21 protein-coding genes and 1 pseudogene are annotated in these 20,554 nt (G+C 58.1%); 8 read left to right on the top strand and 14 right to left on the bottom strand.

The features are described 5' to 3' along the window. Window positions 1–32: 32 nt before the first annotated feature. From hslO to VGK14_RS14615, 12 genes and pseudogenes are all read right to left on the bottom strand, one after another. A complete protein-coding gene (gene hslO, locus VGK14_RS01465) occupies window positions 33–935 on the bottom strand; it encodes an Hsp33 family molecular chaperone HslO (protein ID WP_331507155.1) in 903 nt (300 codons plus the stop codon). 118 nt (window positions 936–1,053) lie between these two features. Beyond that, window positions 1,054–1,965 (bottom strand): tRNA glutamyl-Q(34) synthetase GluQRS, encoded by a 912-nt coding sequence (gene gluQRS / locus VGK14_RS01460; protein ID WP_331507144.1) that lies wholly within the window; start codon window positions 1,963–1,965, stop codon window positions 1,054–1,056. 23 nt (window positions 1,966–1,988) lie between these two features. Beyond that, window positions 1,989–2,318, bottom strand: a complete 330-nt coding sequence (locus tag VGK14_RS01455; RefSeq protein ID WP_331507143.1) for a DUF3301 domain-containing protein — start codon at window positions 2,316–2,318, stop codon at window positions 1,989–1,991. A 3-nt stretch (window positions 2,319–2,321) separates the two neighbouring features. Further along, window positions 2,322–3,530 carry a PilT/PilU family type 4a pilus ATPase gene (locus VGK14_RS01450; RefSeq protein ID WP_331507142.1) on the bottom strand — a complete coding sequence of 403 codons (1,209 nt, stop codon included), beginning with the start codon at window positions 3,528–3,530 and terminating at the stop codon, window positions 2,322–2,324. A 17-nt stretch (window positions 3,531–3,547) separates the two neighbouring features. Continuing rightward, a complete protein-coding gene (locus tag VGK14_RS01445) occupies window positions 3,548–4,762 on the bottom strand; it encodes an EAL and HDOD domain-containing protein (RefSeq protein ID WP_331507139.1) in 1,215 nt (404 codons plus the stop codon). A gap of 155 nt (window positions 4,763–4,917) precedes the next feature. Beyond that, window positions 4,918–6,777, bottom strand: a complete 1,860-nt coding sequence (locus VGK14_RS01440) for a chemotaxis protein CheA (protein WP_331507138.1) — start codon at window positions 6,775–6,777, stop codon at window positions 4,918–4,920. A gap of 43 nt (window positions 6,778–6,820) precedes the next feature. Then, window positions 6,821–7,570 carry a protein phosphatase CheZ gene (gene cheZ, locus VGK14_RS01435; RefSeq protein ID WP_331507137.1) on the bottom strand — a complete coding sequence of 250 codons (750 nt, stop codon included), beginning with the start codon at window positions 7,568–7,570 and terminating at the stop codon, window positions 6,821–6,823. A gap of 10 nt (window positions 7,571–7,580) precedes the next feature. Next, the gene (cheY, locus tag VGK14_RS01430) at window positions 7,581–7,970 is read right to left on the bottom strand and encodes a chemotaxis response regulator CheY (protein ID WP_331507135.1); all 390 of its coding nucleotides are present in this window, start codon (window positions 7,968–7,970) and stop codon (window positions 7,581–7,583) included. Window positions 7,971–8,005: 35 nt separating this feature from the next. Then, window positions 8,006–8,938 (bottom strand): chemotaxis protein, encoded by a 933-nt coding sequence (locus VGK14_RS01425; RefSeq protein WP_331507133.1) that lies wholly within the window; start codon window positions 8,936–8,938, stop codon window positions 8,006–8,008. A gap of 22 nt (window positions 8,939–8,960) precedes the next feature. Next, complete coding sequence (locus VGK14_RS01420; protein ID WP_331507132.1) at window positions 8,961–9,917, bottom strand: chemotaxis protein; 957 nt, start codon at window positions 9,915–9,917, stop codon at window positions 8,961–8,963. A 57-nt stretch (window positions 9,918–9,974) separates the two neighbouring features. After that, window positions 9,975–10,415: a CZB domain-containing protein gene (locus tag VGK14_RS14620; RefSeq protein WP_414691692.1), complete on the bottom strand. Its 441-nt coding sequence runs from the start codon at window positions 10,413–10,415 to the stop codon at window positions 9,975–9,977. Between the two features lie 65 nt (window positions 10,416–10,480). After that, a pseudogene (locus VGK14_RS14615) lies at window positions 10,481–10,712 on the bottom strand (methyl-accepting chemotaxis protein); the annotation flags it as partial. 488 nt (window positions 10,713–11,200) lie between these two features. Between VGK14_RS14615 and VGK14_RS01410 the strand changes: the two are divergent. The 3 genes from VGK14_RS01410 (at window position 11,201) to fliE (ending at window position 14,109) form a co-directional block, all read left to right on the top strand. After that, on the top strand, window positions 11,201–12,370 hold the full coding sequence (locus VGK14_RS01410) for a sensor histidine kinase (protein WP_331507128.1): 1,170 nt from the start codon (window positions 11,201–11,203) through the stop codon (window positions 12,368–12,370). Further along, entirely contained in the window at window positions 12,367–13,695 is a 1,329-nt protein-coding gene (locus VGK14_RS01405; protein WP_331507127.1) for a sigma-54 dependent transcriptional regulator, read from the top strand. Before VGK14_RS01410 ends, VGK14_RS01405 begins: the two co-directional genes overlap by 4 nt. A gap of 96 nt (window positions 13,696–13,791) precedes the next feature. Then, a complete protein-coding gene (gene fliE, locus VGK14_RS01400; protein ID WP_331507125.1) occupies window positions 13,792–14,109 on the top strand; it encodes a flagellar hook-basal body complex protein FliE in 318 nt (105 codons plus the stop codon). A 44-nt stretch (window positions 14,110–14,153) separates the two neighbouring features. On the opposite strand, the gene nadB is transcribed toward fliE, so the two are convergent. Further along, on the bottom strand, window positions 14,154–15,779 hold the full coding sequence (gene nadB / locus VGK14_RS01395; protein ID WP_331507124.1) for an L-aspartate oxidase: 1,626 nt from the start codon (window positions 15,777–15,779) through the stop codon (window positions 14,154–14,156). Window positions 15,780–15,897: 118 nt separating this feature from the next. Here nadB and rpoE point away from each other — a divergent pair, with 118 nt between their 5' ends. Genes rpoE through VGK14_RS01370 form a run of 5 tightly spaced genes read left to right on the top strand, consistent with a single transcriptional unit; the run spans window position 15,898 to window position 19,857 of the window. Then, entirely contained in the window at window positions 15,898–16,500 is a 603-nt protein-coding gene (rpoE, locus tag VGK14_RS01390) for an RNA polymerase sigma factor RpoE (protein ID WP_331507123.1), read from the top strand. 16 nt (window positions 16,501–16,516) lie between these two features. Beyond that, window positions 16,517–17,002: a sigma-E factor negative regulatory protein gene (locus VGK14_RS01385; protein ID WP_331507122.1), complete on the top strand. Its 486-nt coding sequence runs from the start codon at window positions 16,517–16,519 to the stop codon at window positions 17,000–17,002. Further along, complete coding sequence (locus VGK14_RS01380; protein WP_414691691.1) at window positions 16,999–17,982, top strand: MucB/RseB C-terminal domain-containing protein; 984 nt, start codon at window positions 16,999–17,001, stop codon at window positions 17,980–17,982. Before VGK14_RS01385 ends, VGK14_RS01380 begins: the two co-directional genes overlap by 4 nt. Next, window positions 17,979–18,449: a SoxR reducing system RseC family protein gene (locus VGK14_RS01375; protein ID WP_331507121.1), complete on the top strand. Its 471-nt coding sequence runs from the start codon at window positions 17,979–17,981 to the stop codon at window positions 18,447–18,449. Before VGK14_RS01380 ends, VGK14_RS01375 begins: the two co-directional genes overlap by 4 nt. Before the next feature lie 4 nt (window positions 18,450–18,453). Then, the gene (locus VGK14_RS01370) at window positions 18,454–19,857 is read left to right on the top strand and encodes a DegQ family serine endoprotease (RefSeq protein WP_331507120.1); all 1,404 of its coding nucleotides are present in this window, start codon (window positions 18,454–18,456) and stop codon (window positions 19,855–19,857) included. Between the two features lie 63 nt (window positions 19,858–19,920). Here VGK14_RS01370 and serB read toward each other — a convergent pair. Next, window positions 19,921–20,554 (bottom strand): phosphoserine phosphatase SerB (serB, locus tag VGK14_RS01365; RefSeq protein WP_331507118.1); only part of this gene is annotated, 634 nt, incomplete at its 5' end.

Below are 20,554 nucleotides of genomic sequence, written 5' to 3'. Positions count from 1 at the left end.
AGCCACTCGGGATGCCCGCCGATGTAGGCGGCTCAATGCCGGCTGTCGGTACCGGGAGCGATAATGCCTGAGGAAAACACCTCTTCGGTGTCGACCGCATCGAAGTGGTATTGCTGGTTGCAGAATTCGCAGCACACTTCTATCGTGCCACGTTCATCCAGGATGCCGGCGACTTCTTCGCGGCCTAATATTTTCAGCATATTGGCAACGCCCGCGCGCGAACATCGGCAATGAAATGTAACGGGCTGGGGGGCAAACAGCCGGACGTCCTCTTCATGAAACAGCCGGTGCAATATGGTTTCTGCGGATAATTCCAGCAATTCGTCCGGCTTTGTCGTATCCGCAAGCTGTCCCAGGCGATTCCAGGCATCCGTGTCCTGCTCCGGCTTGTCCGGCATTTTCTGCAACAGCATGCCGCCAGCGTGATCCTCGTCCGCGGCAAGCCATAACCGGGTCTCCAACTGCTCGGAACGCATCATGTAATTCTGCAATATTTCGGCGATGCTGCGACCTTCGAGCGCAACGATGCCCTGGTAGGTCTGGCTGCCGTCCCTGGGGTCGAGCGTGATGGCAAAACGGCCGTCACCGACGAGTTCGGCCAGGCCGCCTTGAGGCAAGTCGCCCTTCCATTTTGCGGTGGCCCGCATACCAAGATCACCATTGCATTCCACCACCAGCAAGGAAACCGGACCGTTTCCCTGTACCTGCAGAATCAGCGAACCCTTCAGCTTGAGCGTGGCGGCTAGCAGTGCTGCCGCAGCCATAAGTTCGCCCAGCGTATTGCGCAATACGGCTGGATACTCATGATGCTTCAGAATGGTGCGCCAGGTATCGCCCAAATGCACATGCTCGCCGCGAATCGGGGCGTTTTCGAACAAAAAACGGTGTAAAGCGTCTTGCAAAATGACATATTCCCGAGATGAACCATGCGTCATCATAACATCCTGCGTCATTTCATTCAGGCGCCGCCAATGGCGTCTACTCGGGAAAATCCTGCGCCGAAGTGTTGCATGATGCGTGCAAGGGAAGCCCTGTAAACTGACGGCGAAGATTCTACACAATGTCCGGCGCCGGAAGCGTTTTGACCTGCGGAATATGCGCAGCTTGCCAATGCCGCAACGCCCAGGCCCAGAGTTCGGCAACAGGCGCACGCATCAGGCCCGCCGGCGGTTGCTGGTGCAGGAATGCCAGCGCGTGCCATAGTGCCGCGGCAGGCCGCGTGGTATCCAGCGGCAGCGCAAGCGTCTGTTTGCTCAGTTTCTCGCCTTGCGCATTCACTGCGACCGGCAAGTGGGCGTAATGTGGCGTAGGCAGATCCAGCCGGTGCTGCAGGTAAATTTGGCGCGGGGTGGAATCCAGCAGGTCGGAGCCGCGGACAATATGGGTGATGCCCTGAAAAGCGTCGTCGATGACTACCGCCAGCTGATAGGCGTACAGGCCGTCCGCGCGCTTGAGGATGAAATCGCCGATGTCGCGTTGCAGCACCTGTGCCTGTCGCCCTTGCAATGCGTCCTCGAAAGCAATTTCCGCCGCGTCGGTTCTGACCCTCCAGGCGCGTATCTCGCGCCCATGCAGGCCGTTGCGGCAGGTGCCGGCATAAACCGGCCCTTCGATGCCGCGCAAGGCGGAGTCGGCCACTTCTTTGCGGCTGCAGGCGCAGGGGTAGAGCATGCCATGTTCGCGCAGCGTGGAAAGGACTGATTCGTAGGCTGCGCTGCGGGTGCTCTGGTACAGCACGGGGCCGTCCCATTCAAAGCCATAAGCTTCCAAGGTTTGCAGGATGAGCGCAGCCGCTCCCGGCTGTTCGCGCGGCGGATCGATATCTTCCATGCGCAGCAGCCATTGTCCACCATGAGTTCTGGCTTCAAGAAAACTGCCGACTGCGGCTACCAGCGAACCGAAGTGCAGCGGCCCGCTGGGGGAGGGGGCGAAGCGGCCGCGATAGATCTTTGCTGTGCCGGCCATATCGCTTCGGTCGGAGTTTGGGTTCAATGCAGCGAAACGACGTTATCCCGGTGCGGAGGAATGTCCAGCGCGACCACGCGCCTGCCCAGCAGCGTGATGCTGCATGGCAGGCGGTCGGCTCCGGTGCCGCTTACCTCGAAGTCGTAAGTCCGCCGCAGCTGTAGCCGCCCCACGTCATCCCTGCCCACCCACAGGTGGGTGAAGGCAACGGTGTCGTCGAGAAACTGCAGGCCATAGCGCTGCGCCGCCTGCTTGCCGGCAGCGACGGCAATGTCGCGCTTGTGCAGGCTATCCAGCCATAACCATGCCGCGACGATGGCGGCCAGCAGCAGAACGGTATCCAACTGGAACAAGCTCTAAACCGGTTTTACAGGAGTGACAGGTGCCACGTCGCCGGCGAGCGCCGCGGCCTCTTCTTCTTCGGGTTCATCTTCGTGCAGCGACAGGTGGGCGATGCGGTCGGTGGCATCCCTGACTTTGGAATCCTTGCTGTGCAGCTTGAACCTGAGGCGCAGTTCGTTGATGGAGTCGGCGTTGCGCAGCGCGTCTTCTTCGGTGATGCGGCCTTCCTCGCACAGGCTGAACAGCGCCTGGTCGAAGGTTTGCATGCCCATTTCGACCGATTTCGCCATGGCTTCCTTCACCATGCTGGTTTCGCCTTTCAGAATCAGGTCGGCGATCAGCGGCGAGTTGAGCAGGATCTCGATCGCGGCGCAGCGGCCGCCACCCTTTTTTGGTACCAGGCGCTGCGAAACGAAGGCGCGCAGGTTGAGCGACAAATCCATGTGCAGCTGTTGGTGGCGCTCTTCCGGGAAGAAGTTGAGAATGCGGTCCAGTGCCTGGTTGGCGCTGTTGGCGTGCAGCGTGGCCATGCACAAATGGCCGGTTTCGGCGAAATTGAGCGCGAACTCCATGGTTTCGCGGTCGCGGATTTCGCCGATCAGGATCACGTCGGGCGCCTGCCGCAACGTGTTTTTCAGCGCCGGAAACCAGTCCAGCGTGTCGCGGCCGACCTCGCGGTGCGTGATCAGGCAGCTCTTGCTGGGGTGCACGTATTCGACCGGGTCTTCGATGGTAATGATGTGCCCATGGGAGTGCTCGTTGCGGTAGTCGATCAATGCCGCCAGCGTGGTGGATTTGCCGGAGCCGGTACCGCCGACGAGGATGATGAGGCCGCGCTTGCTCATCATCACGTCCTTCAACTGCGGCGGCAGCCCCATCTCGTCGAAGTTGGGAATCTTGGTGGTGATGGTACGCAGCACCATGCCTACATGCTCTTGCTGCACGAATACGTTGACGCGGAAGCGTCCGATATCCTTGGGGGCGATGGCGAAATTGCACTCTTTTTCCTGTTCGAAGCCGGCGCGCTGCTTCTCGTTCATCAGCGCATAGGCAAAGGCTTTGGTATGAGTCGGGGTGAGCTTCTGCGGAGCCACCGGCGTCATCTTGCCATCTATCTTCATCGCTGGCGGAAAGTCAGCGGAAATGAACAGGTCGGAAGCCTTCTTCTCCAGCATCATGCGCAGGAGATTGTGCATATAGGCGAGAGATTGTTCGTGGTTCATCGCAGCCACCTAACCAATTAAATACCCAGTCCTTCTGTCCATGACAGCGCATCGATATGGCATTTGTTGATCATTTCCGGATCCATGACCAGGGATTCTGCCAGAACGCGGATTTTTTCTGCATCGCTACCTTCGCAGGCTTCGGCGAGTTGCAGGAAAGGCCCATAGACGCCGCTTCTTTTCAGCAGCGCTTCGGTGACCGCATCCGGCAGGTTGAGCTTGTCCAATGCTTGTTCCATCGGCATTTCCAGCATCGCGTCCAGCAGCGAGAACACGCCGACGATGAACAAGTCGTCGCGTTCGCGCTTGTTCAGGTAACCGGCGCCTAGCAGTTCGGTAATGCGACCGCGGGTGATGGCGGTCTTCATCAATGCGGGAGGCGAAGTGCTTTCGCCGGCGGTGACCATGAGCAAGGTCAGCCAGCGGTAAAGCTGATCGTAACCGAGTATGGTGATCGCGTGGCGTATGGACTGGATCTCGCTGGAGAGCCCGAAGCCCACGGAATTGATGTAGCGCAGCAGCTTGAACGACAACGCGACATCGTGCTTGAAAGCGGTTTCAATTTCCCTGATCTCGGCCTTGCGCGAAACCATGTTGAGGATTTCCAGCACGACCGCATAGGACGGATGAATCACCTTGGCGGCCAACGTTTCCGGATGCATGAAGTAGAAGCCCTGGAACAGCGTGAATCCGGCCTGCTGGCAGGCTTCGAAGTCATGGCGGGTTTCCACCTTGGCGGCAATGGCTTTGACCGGGCGACCCTTCAATTTGCCGAATAATGCCAGGGCTTTGTCGACTCCCAGCTTGTTCAGGTCTAGTTTGACATAGTCCGTGTGCGGTAGCAGCGCCAGCAGGCCTGCATCCTCAATGGTGCTAAGCGAGATGCGGAACCCTTGTTCCCGCAAGGTCTTGATCCGTTGTATCAGCGCCGCATCGGCCTGCAGACCAGGCAGCAGTTCGAGTACCATGCGCGCAGCGGGCAGCTGTTCCATCGCTGAGCCCAGCAGCGCTGGGGGGGTGACTCGAATAAAGGCCTGCTTGTCGCCCAGCATCCATTGAGTTTCGGCGCCATCGCGCGTCCCGAGCAGTATTTCCACCCAGGGCTGCACATCGTGCTCGATGGCGGCGTCATCAATACTGTTGTCATGGCGAAACAGCAACTCGTACGCGGCGATTTGCTGATCCGCGTCGAGTATGGGCTGGCGTCCGATAAAAGCTTGATTCTGCTGCATTGGTTACCTGCTTGTAGAGAAACTGTGCGCGGATGACGTTTGTTTATGCTTATTTTTCGAGTTTTCTCGCCGATAGCCCCGACTGTTGCAATTCACTGCCTTCGCATTGGGAGATAACATGTCGCAAAAAGTTATCCCTGACCTAGAGGCGACTTTCAGGCAAACAGGGCGGCTTTGGTTTCCTGCGTTTGCATTCTGAGCAGTTCATCCATATCCAGCACCAGCACAATGGCGCCATCGCCGGTGAGAGTGGCTCCGGCAATGCCTCTGGGCTTGATGTCCAGCAGCGACTTGATGACGACATCGGCCTGCCCGATAAAACTGTCGATGGCCATAATGAACGTGCTGTCGCCCGACTGCATGAGCACACCGAAGGCGGGAACGGTTTTCTGCTCCCAGCCTATCAGGCTGGCCAGGGTGCGGATCGGCAGCACTTCTTCGCGCACGACCATGGTGGCTCTGCCGGAAACGCGCTGCACGTCCTCGGAATGGATGGGAATAATTTCGCGCACCATGGACAGCGGTACCGCGAAAGGCTGCTCGCCCAGCCGCACCATTAGTACCGGCAGGATCGCCAGCGTGAGCGGCAGCAGAATACGGAAGCTGGAGCCCTGGCCGACTACTGACGTGACATCGACGCGGCCGTTCAAGCGCTGGATATTGGTCTTCACCACATCCATGCCGACGCCGCGTCCGGATACGTCGGAAATCTGGTCCTTGGTAGAGAATCCCGGCAGAAATATCAGCTGCAAGCTTTGGCGCTCATCCAGCGTATTGGCGGTTTCGGCGTCTATCAGGCCTTTTTCCATCGCCTTGCTGCGGATGACATCCGGTCGAATGCCGCGGCCGTCATCGGTGATTTCGATGACGATGTGGTCGCCGATCTGTTCCGCTACCAGGTGGATCAGGCTCTTGGCCGGCTTGCCCGCAGCCACCCGCTCTTCGGGGCTGTCCACGCCATGGTCTACGGCATTGCGGATCAAATGCACCAGCGGATCGTTCAAATCCTCGATCATGGTCTTGTCGATTTCGGTGTCTTCGCCGGACAGTACCAGTTCGACGTCCTTGCCCAACTGGCGCGCCAGATCGCGCGCCAGGCGCGGATACTTCTGGAACAGCCTGCCGATCGGCTGCATGCGGGTTTTCATCACCGCATTCTGCAAATCGCCGACCAGCAGGTCGAGCTGGCTGACCGCTTCATCCAGATCCTTGATGCTCTCGTGATCCATCTTGCCCTGCATCATCGCGGTACGGATACATGTCAGGCGATTTTTGGTCAGCCCGATTTCGCCGGAGAGGTTGAGTACCTGGTCGAGGCGGGCGGTGTCGACACGTATCGACGTGTCCTTGGTAGCGGCTGAAGCGGCTGGCGAGGTGGCGCCTTTGGGCGCTTGGCGGGCCGGAGCAATCGTCGCACCGAGCGTCGGCGCTTCAGCCGGTGCCGCTGCGGCAGGGATATGCTCGCTGGGCGTGACGGCAGCCGGTGCGGCAGCCTCGCCTAGGAGGCCTTGATACAATGCATTCCAGTCCGGCCCGCCGCTGTCGGGCATGGCGGGAGACTCCGGCGTGAGCAATGCCTGCGCCTGGCTGGTTGGCTTGGGTGCGGCCGCCGGCGTGGCGGCCTGGCCGGACAGCACGGCATCCAGAGCGGACAGAATGGACGGGGCGGCCGGGGATGGCTGATGCTGCTGGGATAGCTCGCCGAACATGTCGCGCACGATGCCTGTAGCCGCCAGAATCACGTCCATAATGGCCGGGTTAAGCTTCAGTTCGCCGTTGCGCAGCTTGTCGAACAGGTTTTCGGTGCGATGGCACAAGGCCACCATTTCATTGGCATTGAGAAAGCCCGCACCACCCTTGATCGTATGAAACCCGCGGAAAATCTCGTTAAGCAGGTCGTGATCGTCAGGATGTTTTTCCAGCTCCACCAGTTTGTTGTCGACCCCTGACAACAGATCGGAGGCTTCTGTCAGGAAATCTTGCAGCATGTCTTCCATGCCGGCGAAATCACTCATGATCTTTCCTTAAGCGACGGGCGTCTATGGGTTAGGGTTGCGGCTAAAATCCCAGGCTTTCCAGCAGATCGTCGACCTGGGCCTGGCTGGTAACGACATCGGTGCGGCCTTCGGCATTGACGACCGGCCCGTTGAGCAAAGACTCGCCCATTTCCTTCTTTTTTTCTTCCGAGGCGCTCGCGATCAGCATCTGCAGCAGCTGGTTCTCGAGCTGTTGCACGGTGTCGGCGAGCTTTTTGATGACTTGTCCGGTCAAATCCTGGAAGTCCTGCGCCATGACGATATCCATCAATTGCGCATTGGTGGCCTTGGTCTTGAGCGGAACATCCTGCAAATGCTCGCGGGTTTGACCGACCAGTTGCTTGAACTCGTCAACGCTCAGCTGTCCGTTCATCAGCTGTTGCCAGCGGGCGGACAATTGCTTGGCACTGGCTTCCAGCGATTCTTGCAGCGGCTTGGCCACTTCGGTGGCATTAAGCGTCTTGACCGCGGCCTGCTCGGTCAGGGTGGAAATGTAATTGAGGCGGTCGCGTGCGTCCGGCATCTTGCCTACCGCTTTTTCGATCGAACGGTCGTAACCGAGTTCGCGCAGCGTGTCGTGCAACTGGCGCGTCAGGTGGCCGACCTGGGAATAAACGTCGGCCGCAGCCTCCTTTCCGGCGGATTTTTCGGCAGGAGCCGCCGGTGCGGGAGTTGCGGCCTTGGGCGGCGGAGGCGGTTCCGGTTCGTTGGCGCTGGCAATGCTGTCGAACAGCGCTTCGAGTTCTGCTGAATCTCCTGATTCCGTACTCACATCATGCTCCTCAAATGCCCAGTTTTTCAAAAACCTTGTTGAGTTTTTCTTCCAGCGTTGCCGCGGTGAAAGGCTTGACTACATACCCATTCGCGCCGGCCTGTGCCGCTGCGATAATGTTTTCCTTCTTGGCCTCGGCGGTGACCATCATGACCGGTAGGTGCTTGAGTTCGGCATCGGCGCGTATGGCCTTCAACAGGTCGATGCCCGTCATGTTGGGCATGTTCCAGTCGCTGACGACAAATTCGAAGTTGCCGCCCTTCAGTTTTTGCAGCGCCACGACTCCATCCTCGGCTTCGTCGACATTGGTAAAACCCAATTCTTTCAGCAGGTTGCGTACGATCCGGCGCATGGTCGAGAAATCGTCCACTACCAGAAATTTCATGTTCTTGTCAGACATTCAGTTGCTCCATGGGCGTTCAACTAAAAATTATGTTATGCGAGCAGGGGGCGCAATGTATCCACCAGAACAAGCGGATCGAATTTAGGCACATAGGTATCCACGCCCGCCTGCAATCCCATATTGCGGTTGGCCTGAGACGAGAGCGACGAGTGCATCACCACCGGAATGCCCTCGAAACGCCGATCTGCCTTGATGTTCTTGGTCAGCACATAACCATCCATTTCCGGCATTTCCGCATCGGTCAGGATCAGCCGCAAAGAATCATGCAGCGGGCGGCCATCCTGTTGGGCGCGTGCCGCCAGAGATTTGAGTTTTTCCCACGCCTCGTGGCCATTGCCGGCTTGCTGATGCTTGACGCCCATGCGATCGAGCACCCCCACGATGGCTTTGCGCGCGACCGAAGAATCGTCGGCGAAGAAGATAAAGCGCTCGTCGTCGGACTCGATCGCGGCGATTTCCGGGATGACGTCTTCGCCTATGGCCAGGGCCAGCAGTTGCTCTACATCCAGAATGGAAACCAAGCGACCGTCAGGCAGTTCGGTAATCGCAGTGATGACGCCTTCATTGCCGCCCAGCATATTCTGCGGCGGTTTCACCTTGTCCCAATCGACGCGGATAATGCGGTCTACGCTATGGACCAGGAAGCCCTGGGTATGACGGCTGAATTCGGTCACGATCAGGGTGGCGTTGCTGCAGTCATGCTGGCCGCCCAGATTGATGAAATTGATCAGCGATATCACCGGAATGATATTGCCGCGCAACGATATAAATCCCTCCACTCCCGTCGGTACATTCGGCGTCTTGGTGACATGGGGCGTATGGGTGACTTCCCGTACCTTGAATACGTTGATGCCGAAGATTTCATGAGTGCCCAGCGAGAAAAGCAGGATCTCCATCTTGTTGGAGCCTGCCAGCTTGGTGCGGGCGTCAATATCGTCCAGCAGATTCGTGTTTGGTTCTGACATAGTGCTCATCGCTCCATGAAACTTAAGCGCCCGGTTTCGTCACCAGCAGGCGCGTCAGGACTTCAGCCAGTTTGTGGGGTTCGAATTTAGGTACGTACTCGTCTACGCCGACGGAGCGGCCGAGGTGCGCATTGGCGTCGCTAGAGAGCGAGGAGTGCATCAATACCGGAATGCCGGCGAAACGCGGGTCGCTTTTAATGTTGCGGGTCAGCACATAGCCATCCATTTCGGGCATTTCTACGTCGGTCAGGATCAGTTGCAGGACGTCGGTGACTTTCTGGCCGAGCGCATCCGCGCGGTTGGCGATTTTCTGCAGTTCATGCCAGGCTTCCTTGCCGTTGGTGGCTGAAATGTAATTGACGTCGAGTGCCGACAGGGTTTTTTCGATCTGTTTGCGCGCCACTACCGAATCGTCGGTGAAAAAAATGGTTCTTCCCGCGACCGGGATTGGCTTGAGCGACGAGATGGCAGCATCGTCGACATAACTCGAAGTCTCGGCGAGGATTTTTTCTACATCCATCATCATCACGATGCGGCCGTCCTTGAGTTCGGTGACGGCGGTAATAAGGCCGCCCATCTGTGCGGTCAGCATTTCCGGGGGCACTTTCATCGCCGACCAGTCGATGCGCAAAATGGTATCTACGCTTTCCACCAGGAAGCCCTGGGTGTGGCCGTTGTATTCGGTCACGATCATGATTTGCGGCGGCTTGGCATTCTGGATGCCGACGTATTTGATGAGATCTACCACCGGCACCAGCACGCCGCGCAGGCTGACCATGCCTTCGACCGAAGGCGGCATGTCCGGGGCATGCGTGATTTTCGGAATGCGCATGACTTCGCGCACTTTGAAGACATTGATGCCGAAGGTTTCTTCGCGCCCCGTGCGTTCGTCCGTGCCGAGGGAGAATAACAGCATTTCCAGCTTGTTCGAGCCGGCGAGCTTGGTGCGCGCGTCAATGCGCTTTAGCAGTTCGGACATCTTGAGGCTCCGTTATTTTTCGGCTCTTTGCCAAGAGAGTGCATTGATATGCGCCAATTATGCACTGGAAAGGCATAAGAGGGAATGGTCGCCCTCGCCGCTAAGCGCGATATGGTCTAGCTGCTCCAGCACTTGCATACTGGCGGTTTCCATATTTCCCAGTTCGTCGATTGCGAGTTCCAGGTTTCCGCTGTAAAAATGGTCCAGCGCATCCTTGCCGTGGCGGTGGACATTGATATGTGGATTTTCCACTTCCTTGTATCCGGAAAGCTTGGAAAAGCATTGTTTTCCTTCGCCTTCGTAATACCATTTCCCGAGCCGGCAGCCGGTATGGCTGGCAAAGTCGCTGGACTGCTTATCGGATACGCCCATGAATATCTTGTACACCTCGAACTTGAAAATCAGGTGATCTACCTTGGCTACTTCGATAAAGCTGCGCAACGAGCTTACCGAAATGGCGCCTTCAAGCTCATGCGCAATACCCAGCAGTGTTTCCATATTGGTGGATGCGGCCAGCCCGTCCTGGCTGAAGCGTTGTGCGTCGCTCGAATTGGCCACCATCTGGTTTTTAGCCCGCAAGGTTTCCTGTTGAATGCTGGATACCAGTGCGGAGATTTCATTGGTGGCCTGGGCCGTACGTTCGGCCAGCTTGCGCACTTCATCGGCAACCACCGCGAAGCCACGCCCCTGTTCTCCGGCGCGAGCGGCTTCAATGGCCGCATTGAGCGCGAGCAGATTGGTCTGGTCGGCAATTTCCTTGATCAGTTGAATGATGCCGCCGATCTGTTCCGCGCGCTGGTTGAGCCCGTCGACGCTATACGCCGTTTCCTGGGTCTTTTGCGACATGGTCTGCAGATTGTTGGCAATCTGCTCCATCGAGGCCCGGCTGGAACCTGAATTGCGCGCGGCTTCGACGGCGTGGGCTTGCTCATTCTTGAGGCGGGACGCCAGGATGAAAAGAGACTTCTGGAATTCGGAAAATGAGCTTCCGAACGAGGTGAGGCTTTCGAACATGCGCTGATGCAGCGTGATCTTGCGTTGTGTTTGAACGAGTGCTTCATCGGCGGCAGCCTTGGCGGAGACGAGCGCATCGCATTTTGCAGCCAATTGCTGATTTTCGGATTCCAGCCTGGCGATGTGAGCCTGCAGCTGACCAAGCTCTTTGGATTTGCCAAAGTTGAACATTATGCTTGCGTGCCTTTATGAAAAATCAATAGGTAACAACGACAGCATGCCACTATACTTTAGCTTGGTCGCAATTTGAATATGCAATTTAAATATAAATGATGATGCCCAGTCATTCACGCCCTCCATCATCGCCGCAGGAGCTGCAACAGGCTTTCGCACTGTTCAATCAAGTCTCCGAGCAGTTGACCAGCGCTTATGCCGAGTTGCAGGTCAAGGTGGAGCAGCTCACTCAGGAGCTGGCCGTAGCCAACGGCGAATTGCGCCGCCAATACGAAGAAAAAGAGGCGCTGTCGCAGCGCCTCGCGCACTTGCTGTCCGCGCTTCCGGGAGGGGTGGTGGTGCTGGATGTGGCGGGCAGCGTGGAAGAGGCCAATCCGGCCGCGTTGCGCCTGCTGGGGTCGCCCGTGGCCGGAGAGCGCTGGGGCGAAGTGGTCGAGCGTACGCTGGCGCTCACCCCGGTGCCTGGCGAATGGATGCTGAAAAACAGCGAGAGGCGTATCAGTATTTCGGCCAGCGCTCGCGAAAGCGGTAATGGGGAAATTTTGCTGCTGCAGGATGTCACTGATGCTTACATGATGGAAGCCCAGTTGCAGCGTCATAAAAGGCTCTCGGCGATGGGCGAAATGGCCGCAGCATTGGCGCACCAGTTACGGACGCCGCTTGCCGCCGCTTTGCTCTATACCTCTCATCTGGCAAATGACAGTCTTGCGGCGGAAGACCGCATGCGTTTTTCCGATAAGGCGCTGGGCCGGTTGCGCCACCTGGAGAATCTGATCAAGGATATGCTGGTGTTCGTGCGCGGCGGCCGCAGCGCCCAGGAAACAATCACCGTAGCCAGTCTGCTCGGCGAAGTGCAGCAGGTCATGGAGCCGCAGATGGCCCAGCATGAAATGCATTTCGAGGTGCGTGACGCAAGCGCCGGGGCCTGCCTGCTGGGCAGCCGCGAAGCGCTGGCCGGGGCCTTGAATAATTTGCTGGCCAATGCGATGCAGGCATGCAGAACGCATGGCCGCGTTAGCCTGTCTGCCAAAACAGATGCCGGCGGCTGGGTGATTTTTAGGGTAACCGATACCGGACGCGGTATCCCGCAGACAGTGCAGGAGCGGTTATTCGAGCCGTTTTTTACCACGCGCACCGAAGGCACCGGCCTGGGGCTCGCCATCGTGCGCGAAGTGACGCAAATTCACGGCGGCGAGGTTACGGTAAAATCCACAGAAAATGAAGGCAGCGAATTCTGTCTGCGATTTCCCATCATCAAGCCATGAAAAGACTTCCCATCCTGATCGTCGAAGACGACGTAACGCTGCGCGAGGCGCTGCTCGATACCTTGGAGCTGTCCCGCTATCGGGTGCTGACCGCCAATGACGGCGAACAGGCATTGGAGATACTCAAGGCCAATGCAGTGGGCCTGATCATTACCGATGTGCAGATGCCCAATATGACCGGGCTTGAGCTGCTGCACGAGATCAAGTCCCGCTGGCCGCATTTGCCGGTATTGCTGATGACGGCTTACGGCGTCATCGCGCAGGCGGTGGAAGCGATGCGCGAGGGCGCCTGCGATTACCTGGTCAAGCCGTTCGAAGTCGATGAGCTGCTTGCCCGGGCGGCACGCTGGATGCTGCCGGCAAGTTTTTCGGGCGAGCGCGGCGCGATTATCGATGATCCGGCCAGCAGCGGTCTTTACGGCATGGCTTCCAGGGTGGCCGACACGCCGGCTACGGTGTTGATCACCGGCGAATCCGGCACCGGCAAGGAAGTGCTGGCGCGCTTTATCCATCAGCATTCGTCGCGGGCCGATAAACCTTTCGTTGCGGTCAACTGCGCGGCCATTCCCGATAATTTGCTGGAAGCCACCATGTTCGGCTATGAAAAGGGCGCTTTCACCGGCGCCGCGCAGGCGCAGGCCGGCAAGTTCGAGCAGGCACAAAGCGGCACGCTGCTGCTGGACGAGATTACCGAGATGCCGCTGGCGCTGCAGTCCAAGCTGTTGCGCGTGCTGCAGGAGCGCGAGGTGGAGCGCGTAGGGGGGCAAAAAACCATTGCGCTGGACGTGCGCATACTCGCTACCTCCAATCGCGATGTCAAAGCCGAGATTGTCAAGGGCGGCTTCCGCGAAGACCTGTATTACCGCATCAACGTGTTTCCGCTGCACATCGCACCATTGCGCGAGCGCAGGCAGGACATCCCGCCGCTGGCACGCCATTTCCTGGGGGCAATGACTGCTGCGATGGGGCGGGGGACGCTGCGCTTTTCCGACGATGCGGAGCGGGCGATGCTGCAATATGCCTGGCCCGGCAATGTGCGGGAAATGGAGAATGTCGTGCAGCGCGCCGTCATCTTGGCCTCTGGCGACAGCATATTGCCGCAGCATCTGCATTTGCCGGCGCAACCTGCAACCGCTTCTTCGGCATCTGCAACCGCCATGGCGGAGCCGGTTGCAGCGGTCAACGATCTTAAATCGCTGGAAAGGGCGCATATCATGAACGCGCTGGAGTCGGTCAACGGCTCGCGCAAGCTGGCGGCGCAAAAGCTCGGCATGAGCGAGCGTACGCTGAGGCACAAGCTGCAGCAGTATCGGGAAGGCAAGTAAGAGCCAGGCTCTAATCTGGCCCGGGAATTGCTTATTAAATATCAGGTGAAATTTTCAGATGAAAGTCTATAATCGGTTCAACTGTAGAGAAACGCGATGGATACTAAAGGCATAGACCAGCTACTGACCCAGATGAATGCCGCCGCCGCAATTGCGGGCGGCAACAGCGAGGCTGCGCCGGCGGAAGGGGCGGCAAATTTTGCCGATGCGCTGAAGGGTGCCATCGACCAGGTCAACAATGCCCAGCAAACCTCGGACAAGCTGGCCCAGGATTTTCAGTTGGGCAAGCCCGATGCCAACGTCCAGGACGTGATGATTTCGCTGCAGAAAGCCAGTATTTCCTTCCAGACCATGGTGCAGGTGCGCAACAAGCTGGTGGCGGCTTATCAGGATGTGATGAATATGCAGGTTTGATTCAGCGGCGAATCAACCAGAATCAGCCGGCTAGCCGGCTGTTTTTATTTGTGGTGACGATGCTTGTGCCCGTGCATGTGATCGAGCAGGGTGTAATAGTTCGATGGTTCGAGCACGGTGGGGATTGCGTCGGGCAGCATTTCCGGATAGTCCTTGCTGTAGTGCAGGCCGCGGCTTTCCTGGCGTTCCATCGCGCTTTTCACGATCAGTTCCGCCACTTGCAGCAGGTTCCGCAGCTCGATCAGGTTGCCGTTGATGCGGAAATTGCTGTAGAACTCGTGCACTTCGTCGCGCAGCAGGTTGATGCGGTGCAGCGCGCGCGCCAGGCGCTTGCTGGTGCGTACGATGCCGACATAATTCCACATGAAGCGGCGCAACTCGCTCCAGTTATGGGTGATGACGACTTCCTCGTCGGCGTCCGTCACCCGGCTTTCGTCCCAATCGGGTAGTTCCGGCAATTCGAGTTTGCGCTGCGCCAGAATATCCAGCGCGGTGGATTGCGCGAATACCATGCATTCCAGCAATGAATTCGAGGCCAGCCGGTTGGCGCCGTGCAGGCCGGTGCAGGCGGTTTCGCCGATCGCGTAAAGATGCGGCAGATCGGTACGGCTGTTCATGTCCGTCATCAGCCCGCCGCAGGTGTAATGGGCGGCCGGCACGACGGGGATGGGCTGTTTGGTGATGTCTATCCCCAGTTCGAAGCAGCGGCGATAAATCGTGGGGAAGTGTGAGAGTATGAAATCCGCCGGACGATGGGAGATGTCCAGGTAAACGCAATCTATCCCGCGTTTCTTCATTTCGTAGTCGATGGCGCGGGCGACCACGTCGCGCGGGGCGAGTTCGGCGCGTTCGTCGTGGTCCTGCATGAAGCGCGAACCGTCCGGCAGCTTGAGCAACCCGCCTTCGCCGCGCACGGCTTCGGTAATCAGGAACGATTTGGCCTGCGGGTGGTAGAGGCAGGTGGGGTGGAACTGCACGAACTCCATGTTCGCCACCCGGCAGCCGGCGCGCCAGCCCATCGCCACGCCGTCGCCGGTGGCCACGTCGGGGTTGGTGGTGTAGAGATAGACCTTGCCGGCGCCGCCGGTGGCCAGAACGGTATTCTGGGCGCCGATCGTAACCACCTTGCCGTGCTGCTGGTCGAGAATATAAGCACCCAGGCAGCGGTTGTTGCGCCTGTCATGTTTTTTTGCGGTAATAAGGTCAACCGCAATGTGATTTTCCAGCAGCGTGATATTGGGATGCTGCCGCACTTTTTCTGCCAGCGTTTCCTGTACCGCATGGCCGGTGGCGTCGGCCGCATGGATAATGCGGCGCCGGCTGTGGCCGCCTTCGCGCGTCAGGTGGAAACCGCTGTTGTCGTCTTCGCGCGTGAAGGGCACGCCCTGATCGATCAGCCATTGCACGGTTTGCTTGCTGTGCTCGACGACGAAGCGCGTGACCTCGGGGTCGCACAGGCCGGCCCCGGCGATCAGAGTGTCGCGGATGTGCTCTTCGATGGTGTCGTCATCGGCCAATACCGCTGCTATGCCGCCTTGCGCCCAATGGCTGGCGCTGTCGTTCAATTCGCGCTTGGTAACCAGGCATACGCTGCGCGTGGGAGCCAGATGCAGCGCCAGCGTCAAGCCTGCCAGGCCGCTACCGATGATAAGAACATCAAATTTACGCAAAATCGAACTCGCCGTAACAATTGAACCATCCCCAGTTTAACGTTGTCTCTTAGCTGCGTACAGGGGTGGTTGCGCGGTATACTTGGCTGATCATAACAAGCCATACAGGGAGACGCTCTTGGCGAGCGATCGCGACATTGATCAGCAACTGGTAGAGCGGGTACAACATGGAGACAAGCAGGCTTTCGGGCTGCTGGTGGACAAATACCGGCGCAAGCTGGGCCGGTTGCTCTCCCGCTTCATCCGCGACCAGGCGGAGGTGGAAGACGTGGTGCAGGAAGCCTTCATCAAGGCTTATCGCGCGCTGCCCAATTTCCGCGGAGAAAGTGCGTTTTATACCTGGTTGTACCGCATCGGCATCAATACTGCCAAAAATTATCTGGTGTCGATGGGGCGGCGTCCGCAGACTTCCAACGAGATTGAAGTCGACGACGCGGAGAACTTCGAGGACGGCAACGAACTGCGCACCATGGATACTCCTGAGACTGAACTGATGACGCAGGAAATTGCCAAAACAGTGCAGTCGGCGATAGATGCTTTGCCGGAGGATTTGCGGACAGCTATCGTGCTGCGTGAAATCGAAGGGTTGAGCTACGACGAGATTGCCACCATGATGGATTGCCCGATCGGCACGGTGCGATCCCGCATATTCCGCGCGCGCGAATCCATAGCCGAACGTTTACGCCCCTTGCTGGACACCCCGCGAGACAAGAGATGGTAAGACAGGAGAAGGTAAAATGAAAGAACAGCTATCCGCATTGATGGATGGAGAGGTGGATCTGGAAGCGAATCCCCATCTGTACACTGCATTATGCAAGAGCGACGAAGCGTGCAAATGCTGGTTCACTTACCACCTGATCGGAGATGCCATGCGCGGGGACTTGCGAATGCAAACCGGGCTGTATGCCCGGATCATGCGATCTCTCGAATCTGAACCGGCAGTATTGGCGCCGCGCCGCCGATTGCGCGATATGCTGCAGCTGCCGTATATGGTTCCGATGGTGGCCTCCGCTGCCGCCGTGGCCTTCGTCGGCTGGGTGGTATGGCAATCCCAGGGCGTGGCCGTGCAGCCTGAAATGCCCCAGCCGTCGATTGCGCAAAATACGATGGCCCCCGAGGCCCTGAATAATTACATGCTGGCACACCACGAATATGCGCCGAGCAATGGTATGCAGCATGCATACGACATCAAGTCTGCGACCTACGCGGAATCCGGCAATTGATTCACTTATCCCAATTGATTCGCACATCGCTGCTCTTTTTTCTATGGCTTTCCGTTTCCGCATGGGGAAACGAACAGGCTGATCCATGGCTGATGATAGACAAGGCCGGTCAGGCAGCCCATCGGCTCAATTACAAGGGAGTATTTGTTTACCAGTCGGGCGCGAACGTAAGCTCAATGCAGATTACGCATATGAATTATGGTCCCAACGGCGAGTTTGCCCGCGTGGTCGTGCTTGACGGCGTGCCTCGCGAAATGCTGAGGCAGGGCAACGATGTCGTGATTTACCAGCCCAAAAGCGAAAAGATCATGGTGGACAAGCGTCGTTTGCAGAGCAGTTTTCCTGCCGTACTGCCCAAACTGTCGGCAGACATCAAGGCCAACTACCAGATCCATCTCGGCGGCGCCGAACGTGTGGGCGGCCACGAGGGGCAGCTGGTCATGCTGGAGCCGCGCGATAAATATCGGTATCGCTGCAAGATATGGATAGACCGCGAGTCCGGGCTGTTGCTGAAAATGGCTTTTTTGAGTGACAAGGATGATGTCATCGAGCAGGTTGCGTTCAGCCAGTTGATGCTGGTGAATACGGTCGATAACGACTGGTTCCGTCCCGACGTTACGCGCGGCAAGACTTATGTCATGGCGCCGGAAGAGACTGTTACTCCTGCGTCATCGCAGGATGAAGGCTGGGCCGTCACCCATATGCCGCCCGGGTTTCGCAAGACGGAACAGGTCCGGCGCAACGTTCCCGGCAAGGCTTTTCCGGTAAATCATCTGGTGTTCTGGGATGGCTTCGCCTCGGTATCCTTATTTGTCGAACCGGTGGGGCACGGGGGTGTGCTACCCATGGTCGGTAGTTTCAGCCAGGGGGCGACCAATGTGCTGGTCAGCGTACATGACGGTCACCAGATTGTGGTTGTGGGTGAGGTGCCCCCTGTCACGGTTACTCAAATATCCAACGGAGTTACGTTTCGCAAATGATCGAAGAACAGGCGGTAGTGGTAAGCGTGGAAGGCGAGCGCGCACATCTCGAAATCGAGCGCAGCAGTCCTTGCGGATTATGCGGCGCGACCCGGGGTTGCGGCGTTTCTTTATGGGGCCGGCTATTCAGCCGTTCGCGCGGCAGCATTTCAGCTGCAAACGCGCTGCAGGCGAAAGTCGGGGAGCATGTCATTATCGGTGTGCAGGAGGGCGCCTTGCTGGCCGGGTCGATCGCTGCATACCTTTTGCCCTTGATACTGATCTGCGCGGGCGGTCTGTTTGGCGCCATGTTTGCAACTTCGCGCGCAACCGGCGATCTATACGCGGTGGCTGGCGCAATAACCGGCTTGATAGCGGGGTTGGCCTGGCTGCGATTCCATACCGGCAGCAGGCAGCAGGACGGACGATATCAACCGGTGATGCTGCGCCGTGCGGAATCCATTTCCATTCGTCATTGTTCAAGGTGATCTTATGATACGTAAAATTCTGGCGCTGGGCGCCATTCTGCTTTCTTTCACTACCAACGTCATTGCCAAAGAGTTGCCGGATTTTACCGAGCTGGTGGAAAAGCATGGCTCGGCCGTAGTCAATATCAGCACGGTGCAGACCGTGCATGGCGGCGGGCCGGGAATGCAGATGCCTTTCCCCAATTTGCCGGAGGATGATCCTTTCTACGAGTTCTTCCGCCGTTTCGCGCCGCCGGGCGGGCAGGGCGGCGGGCAGGATTACAAAACGCAATCGCTCGGGTCCGGCTTCATTCTCAGCGCCGACGGCTATGTGCTGACCAATGCGCATGTGGTGAACGATGCCGACGAAGTCATCGTCAAACTGACTGACAGGCGCGAATTCAAGGCCAGGATCATCGGCTCGGACCCACGTTCCGATGTGGCCTTGCTCAAAATCGAAGCCAGTGGATTGCCTAAAGTTGCGCTGGGTGATGCCAACCAGCTTAAGGTGGGCGAGTGGGTGGTAGCCATCGGCTCGCCGTTCGGCCTGGAAAATACCGTGACTGCCGGTATTGTCAGCGCCAAGGGGCGTGCGTTGCCGCAGGAAAATTACGTGCCTTTCATCCAGACCGATGTGGCCATCAATCCGGGCAATTCCGGCGGACCGCTGTTCAATATGAAGGGCGAGGTGGTCGGCATCAATTCGCAGATTTTCAGCCGTTCCGGCGGCTACATGGGGCTTTCGTTCGCGATTCCGATCGACGTTGCGCTGGAAGTGACCAGCCAGCTCAAGGCCAGCGGCAAGGTATCCCGCGGTTGGCTGGGCATCGGTATCCAGGAAATCACCAAGGAACTTGCCGAATCGTTCGGCATGAAAAATACCAACGGCGCGCTGGTGGCCGGGGTCGAAAAAGGCAGCCCGGCGGAAAAGGCCGGACTGGAGCCGGGTGATGTCATCCTGCGTTTTGACGGCAAGCCGGTTGTTACATCTTCCGACCTGCCGCGGATCGTGGGCGTAACAAAATCGGGCAAGGAAGTGACGGTGGAAGTGTTGCGCAAGGGCGCGACACGTAATCTCTCCGTCAAGGTCGGTGAAATGCCGGATGAAAAGGAAGAAGCGCGCGCGTCGCGCGGTCCGGCAAAAGTCGAATCCAATCGTCTCGGCTTGCAGCTGCGCGAGCTCAATCCGCAGCAGAAGAAAAAACTGGGAGGAAAAAACGGCCTGCTGGTGATTAACGCTCAAGGTAGCGCGGCCCTAGCCGGCATTCGCCGCGGAGATGTCGTGCTGGCGGTCAACAACAACGAGGTGCAAGGTATCGAGCAGTTCAACAAGCTGATCGACAGTGTGGCTACAGGAAAAACAGTTGCACTACTGGTGCTGCGCGGCGACAGTACGCTATACGTGCCGGTTAAGGTTAACGGCAAATAGCTGAAACTATCGGAAGCACAGAACAGGGCGCTGAGGCGCCCTGTTTTTTGGGAATGAGTGGGATTATGGCCGGCGCAACAGGTTGATCACGCCCTCCAGCCCTACATGATTCAAGGCGTAAGTGGCCTGTGCCTGGACCACCGGCTTGGCATGATAGGCGATGCCGGCACCGGCCGCCGCCATCATCTTGAGATCGTTGGCGCCATCGCCGATGGCGACGACCTGCTCCTTGGATAACCCGAGCTCTTGGCGTACCAGGTTCAGGCTGTCGGCCTTGCCTTGCGCGTCCAGAATAGTGCCGAGCGCCTTGCCGGTAAGTTGGCCATCGACAATTTCCAGCGTATTTGCCTGCGTGTAGTCCAGCCCCAGCCGCTGTTTGAGGCGATCGGTAAAGAAAGTGAAACCGCCGGAAACCAGCAGGGTGCGGATACCATTTTTTTTCAGTTCGCCCAACATGAATTCCGCACCGGGGTTAAGCCGCAGCCGCTCGTCGTAAACTCGCTGCAGCGCGCCTTGGTTCAGGCCTTGCAACAAGGCGACACGACGGCGCAGGCTCTCGGCGAATTCGATTTCACCGCGCATCGCGCTGGCGGTAATTTCCGCCACCTGCGGCTTGAGCCCGTACATATCGGCGATTTCGTCTATGCATTCGATACAAATCAGCGTCGAATCCATATCCATGACGACCAGCCGGATG

The sequence above is a fragment of the Novimethylophilus sp. genome, assembly GCF_036504375.1.
Lineage (GTDB): Bacteria > Pseudomonadota > Gammaproteobacteria > Burkholderiales > Methylophilaceae > Novimethylophilus.
This window is presented reverse-complemented; position numbering and strand designations above follow the sequence as displayed.

Bases quoted from the DNA above. Each gene is read 5' to 3' on its own strand.
- hslO (WP_331507155.1), bottom strand. From the start codon at position 935: ATGACGCATGGTTCATCTCGGGAATATGTCATTTTGCAAGACGCTTTA.
- gluQRS (WP_331507144.1), bottom strand. From the start codon at position 1,965: ATGGCCGGCACAGCAAAGATCTATCGCGGCCGCTTCGCCCCCTCCCCC.
- VGK14_RS01450 (WP_331507142.1), bottom strand. From the start codon at position 3,530: ATGAACCACGAACAATCTCTCGCCTATATGCACAATCTCCTGCGCATG.
- VGK14_RS01445 (WP_331507139.1), bottom strand. From the start codon at position 4,762: ATGCAGCAGAATCAAGCTTTTATCGGACGCCAGCCCATACTCGACGCG.
- VGK14_RS01440 (WP_331507138.1), bottom strand. From the start codon at position 6,777: ATGAGTGATTTCGCCGGCATGGAAGACATGCTGCAAGATTTCCTGACA.
- cheY (WP_331507135.1), bottom strand. From the start codon at position 7,970: ATGTCTGACAAGAACATGAAATTTCTGGTAGTGGACGATTTCTCGACC.
- VGK14_RS01425 (WP_331507133.1), bottom strand. From the start codon at position 8,938: ATGTCAGAACCAAACACGAATCTGCTGGACGATATTGACGCCCGCACC.
- VGK14_RS01420 (WP_331507132.1), bottom strand. From the start codon at position 9,917: ATGTCCGAACTGCTAAAGCGCATTGACGCGCGCACCAAGCTCGCCGGC.
- VGK14_RS14620 (WP_414691692.1), bottom strand. From the start codon at position 10,415: ATGGAAACACTGCTGGGTATTGCGCATGAGCTTGAAGGCGCCATTTCG.
- VGK14_RS01410 (WP_331507128.1), top strand. From the start codon at position 11,201: ATGATGATGCCCAGTCATTCACGCCCTCCATCATCGCCGCAGGAGCTG.
- VGK14_RS01405 (WP_331507127.1), top strand. From the start codon at position 12,367: ATGAAAAGACTTCCCATCCTGATCGTCGAAGACGACGTAACGCTGCGC.
- fliE (WP_331507125.1), top strand. From the start codon at position 13,792: ATGGATACTAAAGGCATAGACCAGCTACTGACCCAGATGAATGCCGCC.
- VGK14_RS01385 (WP_331507122.1), top strand. From the start codon at position 16,517: ATGAAAGAACAGCTATCCGCATTGATGGATGGAGAGGTGGATCTGGAA.
- VGK14_RS01375 (WP_331507121.1), top strand. From the start codon at position 17,979: ATGATCGAAGAACAGGCGGTAGTGGTAAGCGTGGAAGGCGAGCGCGCA.
- VGK14_RS01370 (WP_331507120.1), top strand. From the start codon at position 18,454: ATGATACGTAAAATTCTGGCGCTGGGCGCCATTCTGCTTTCTTTCACT.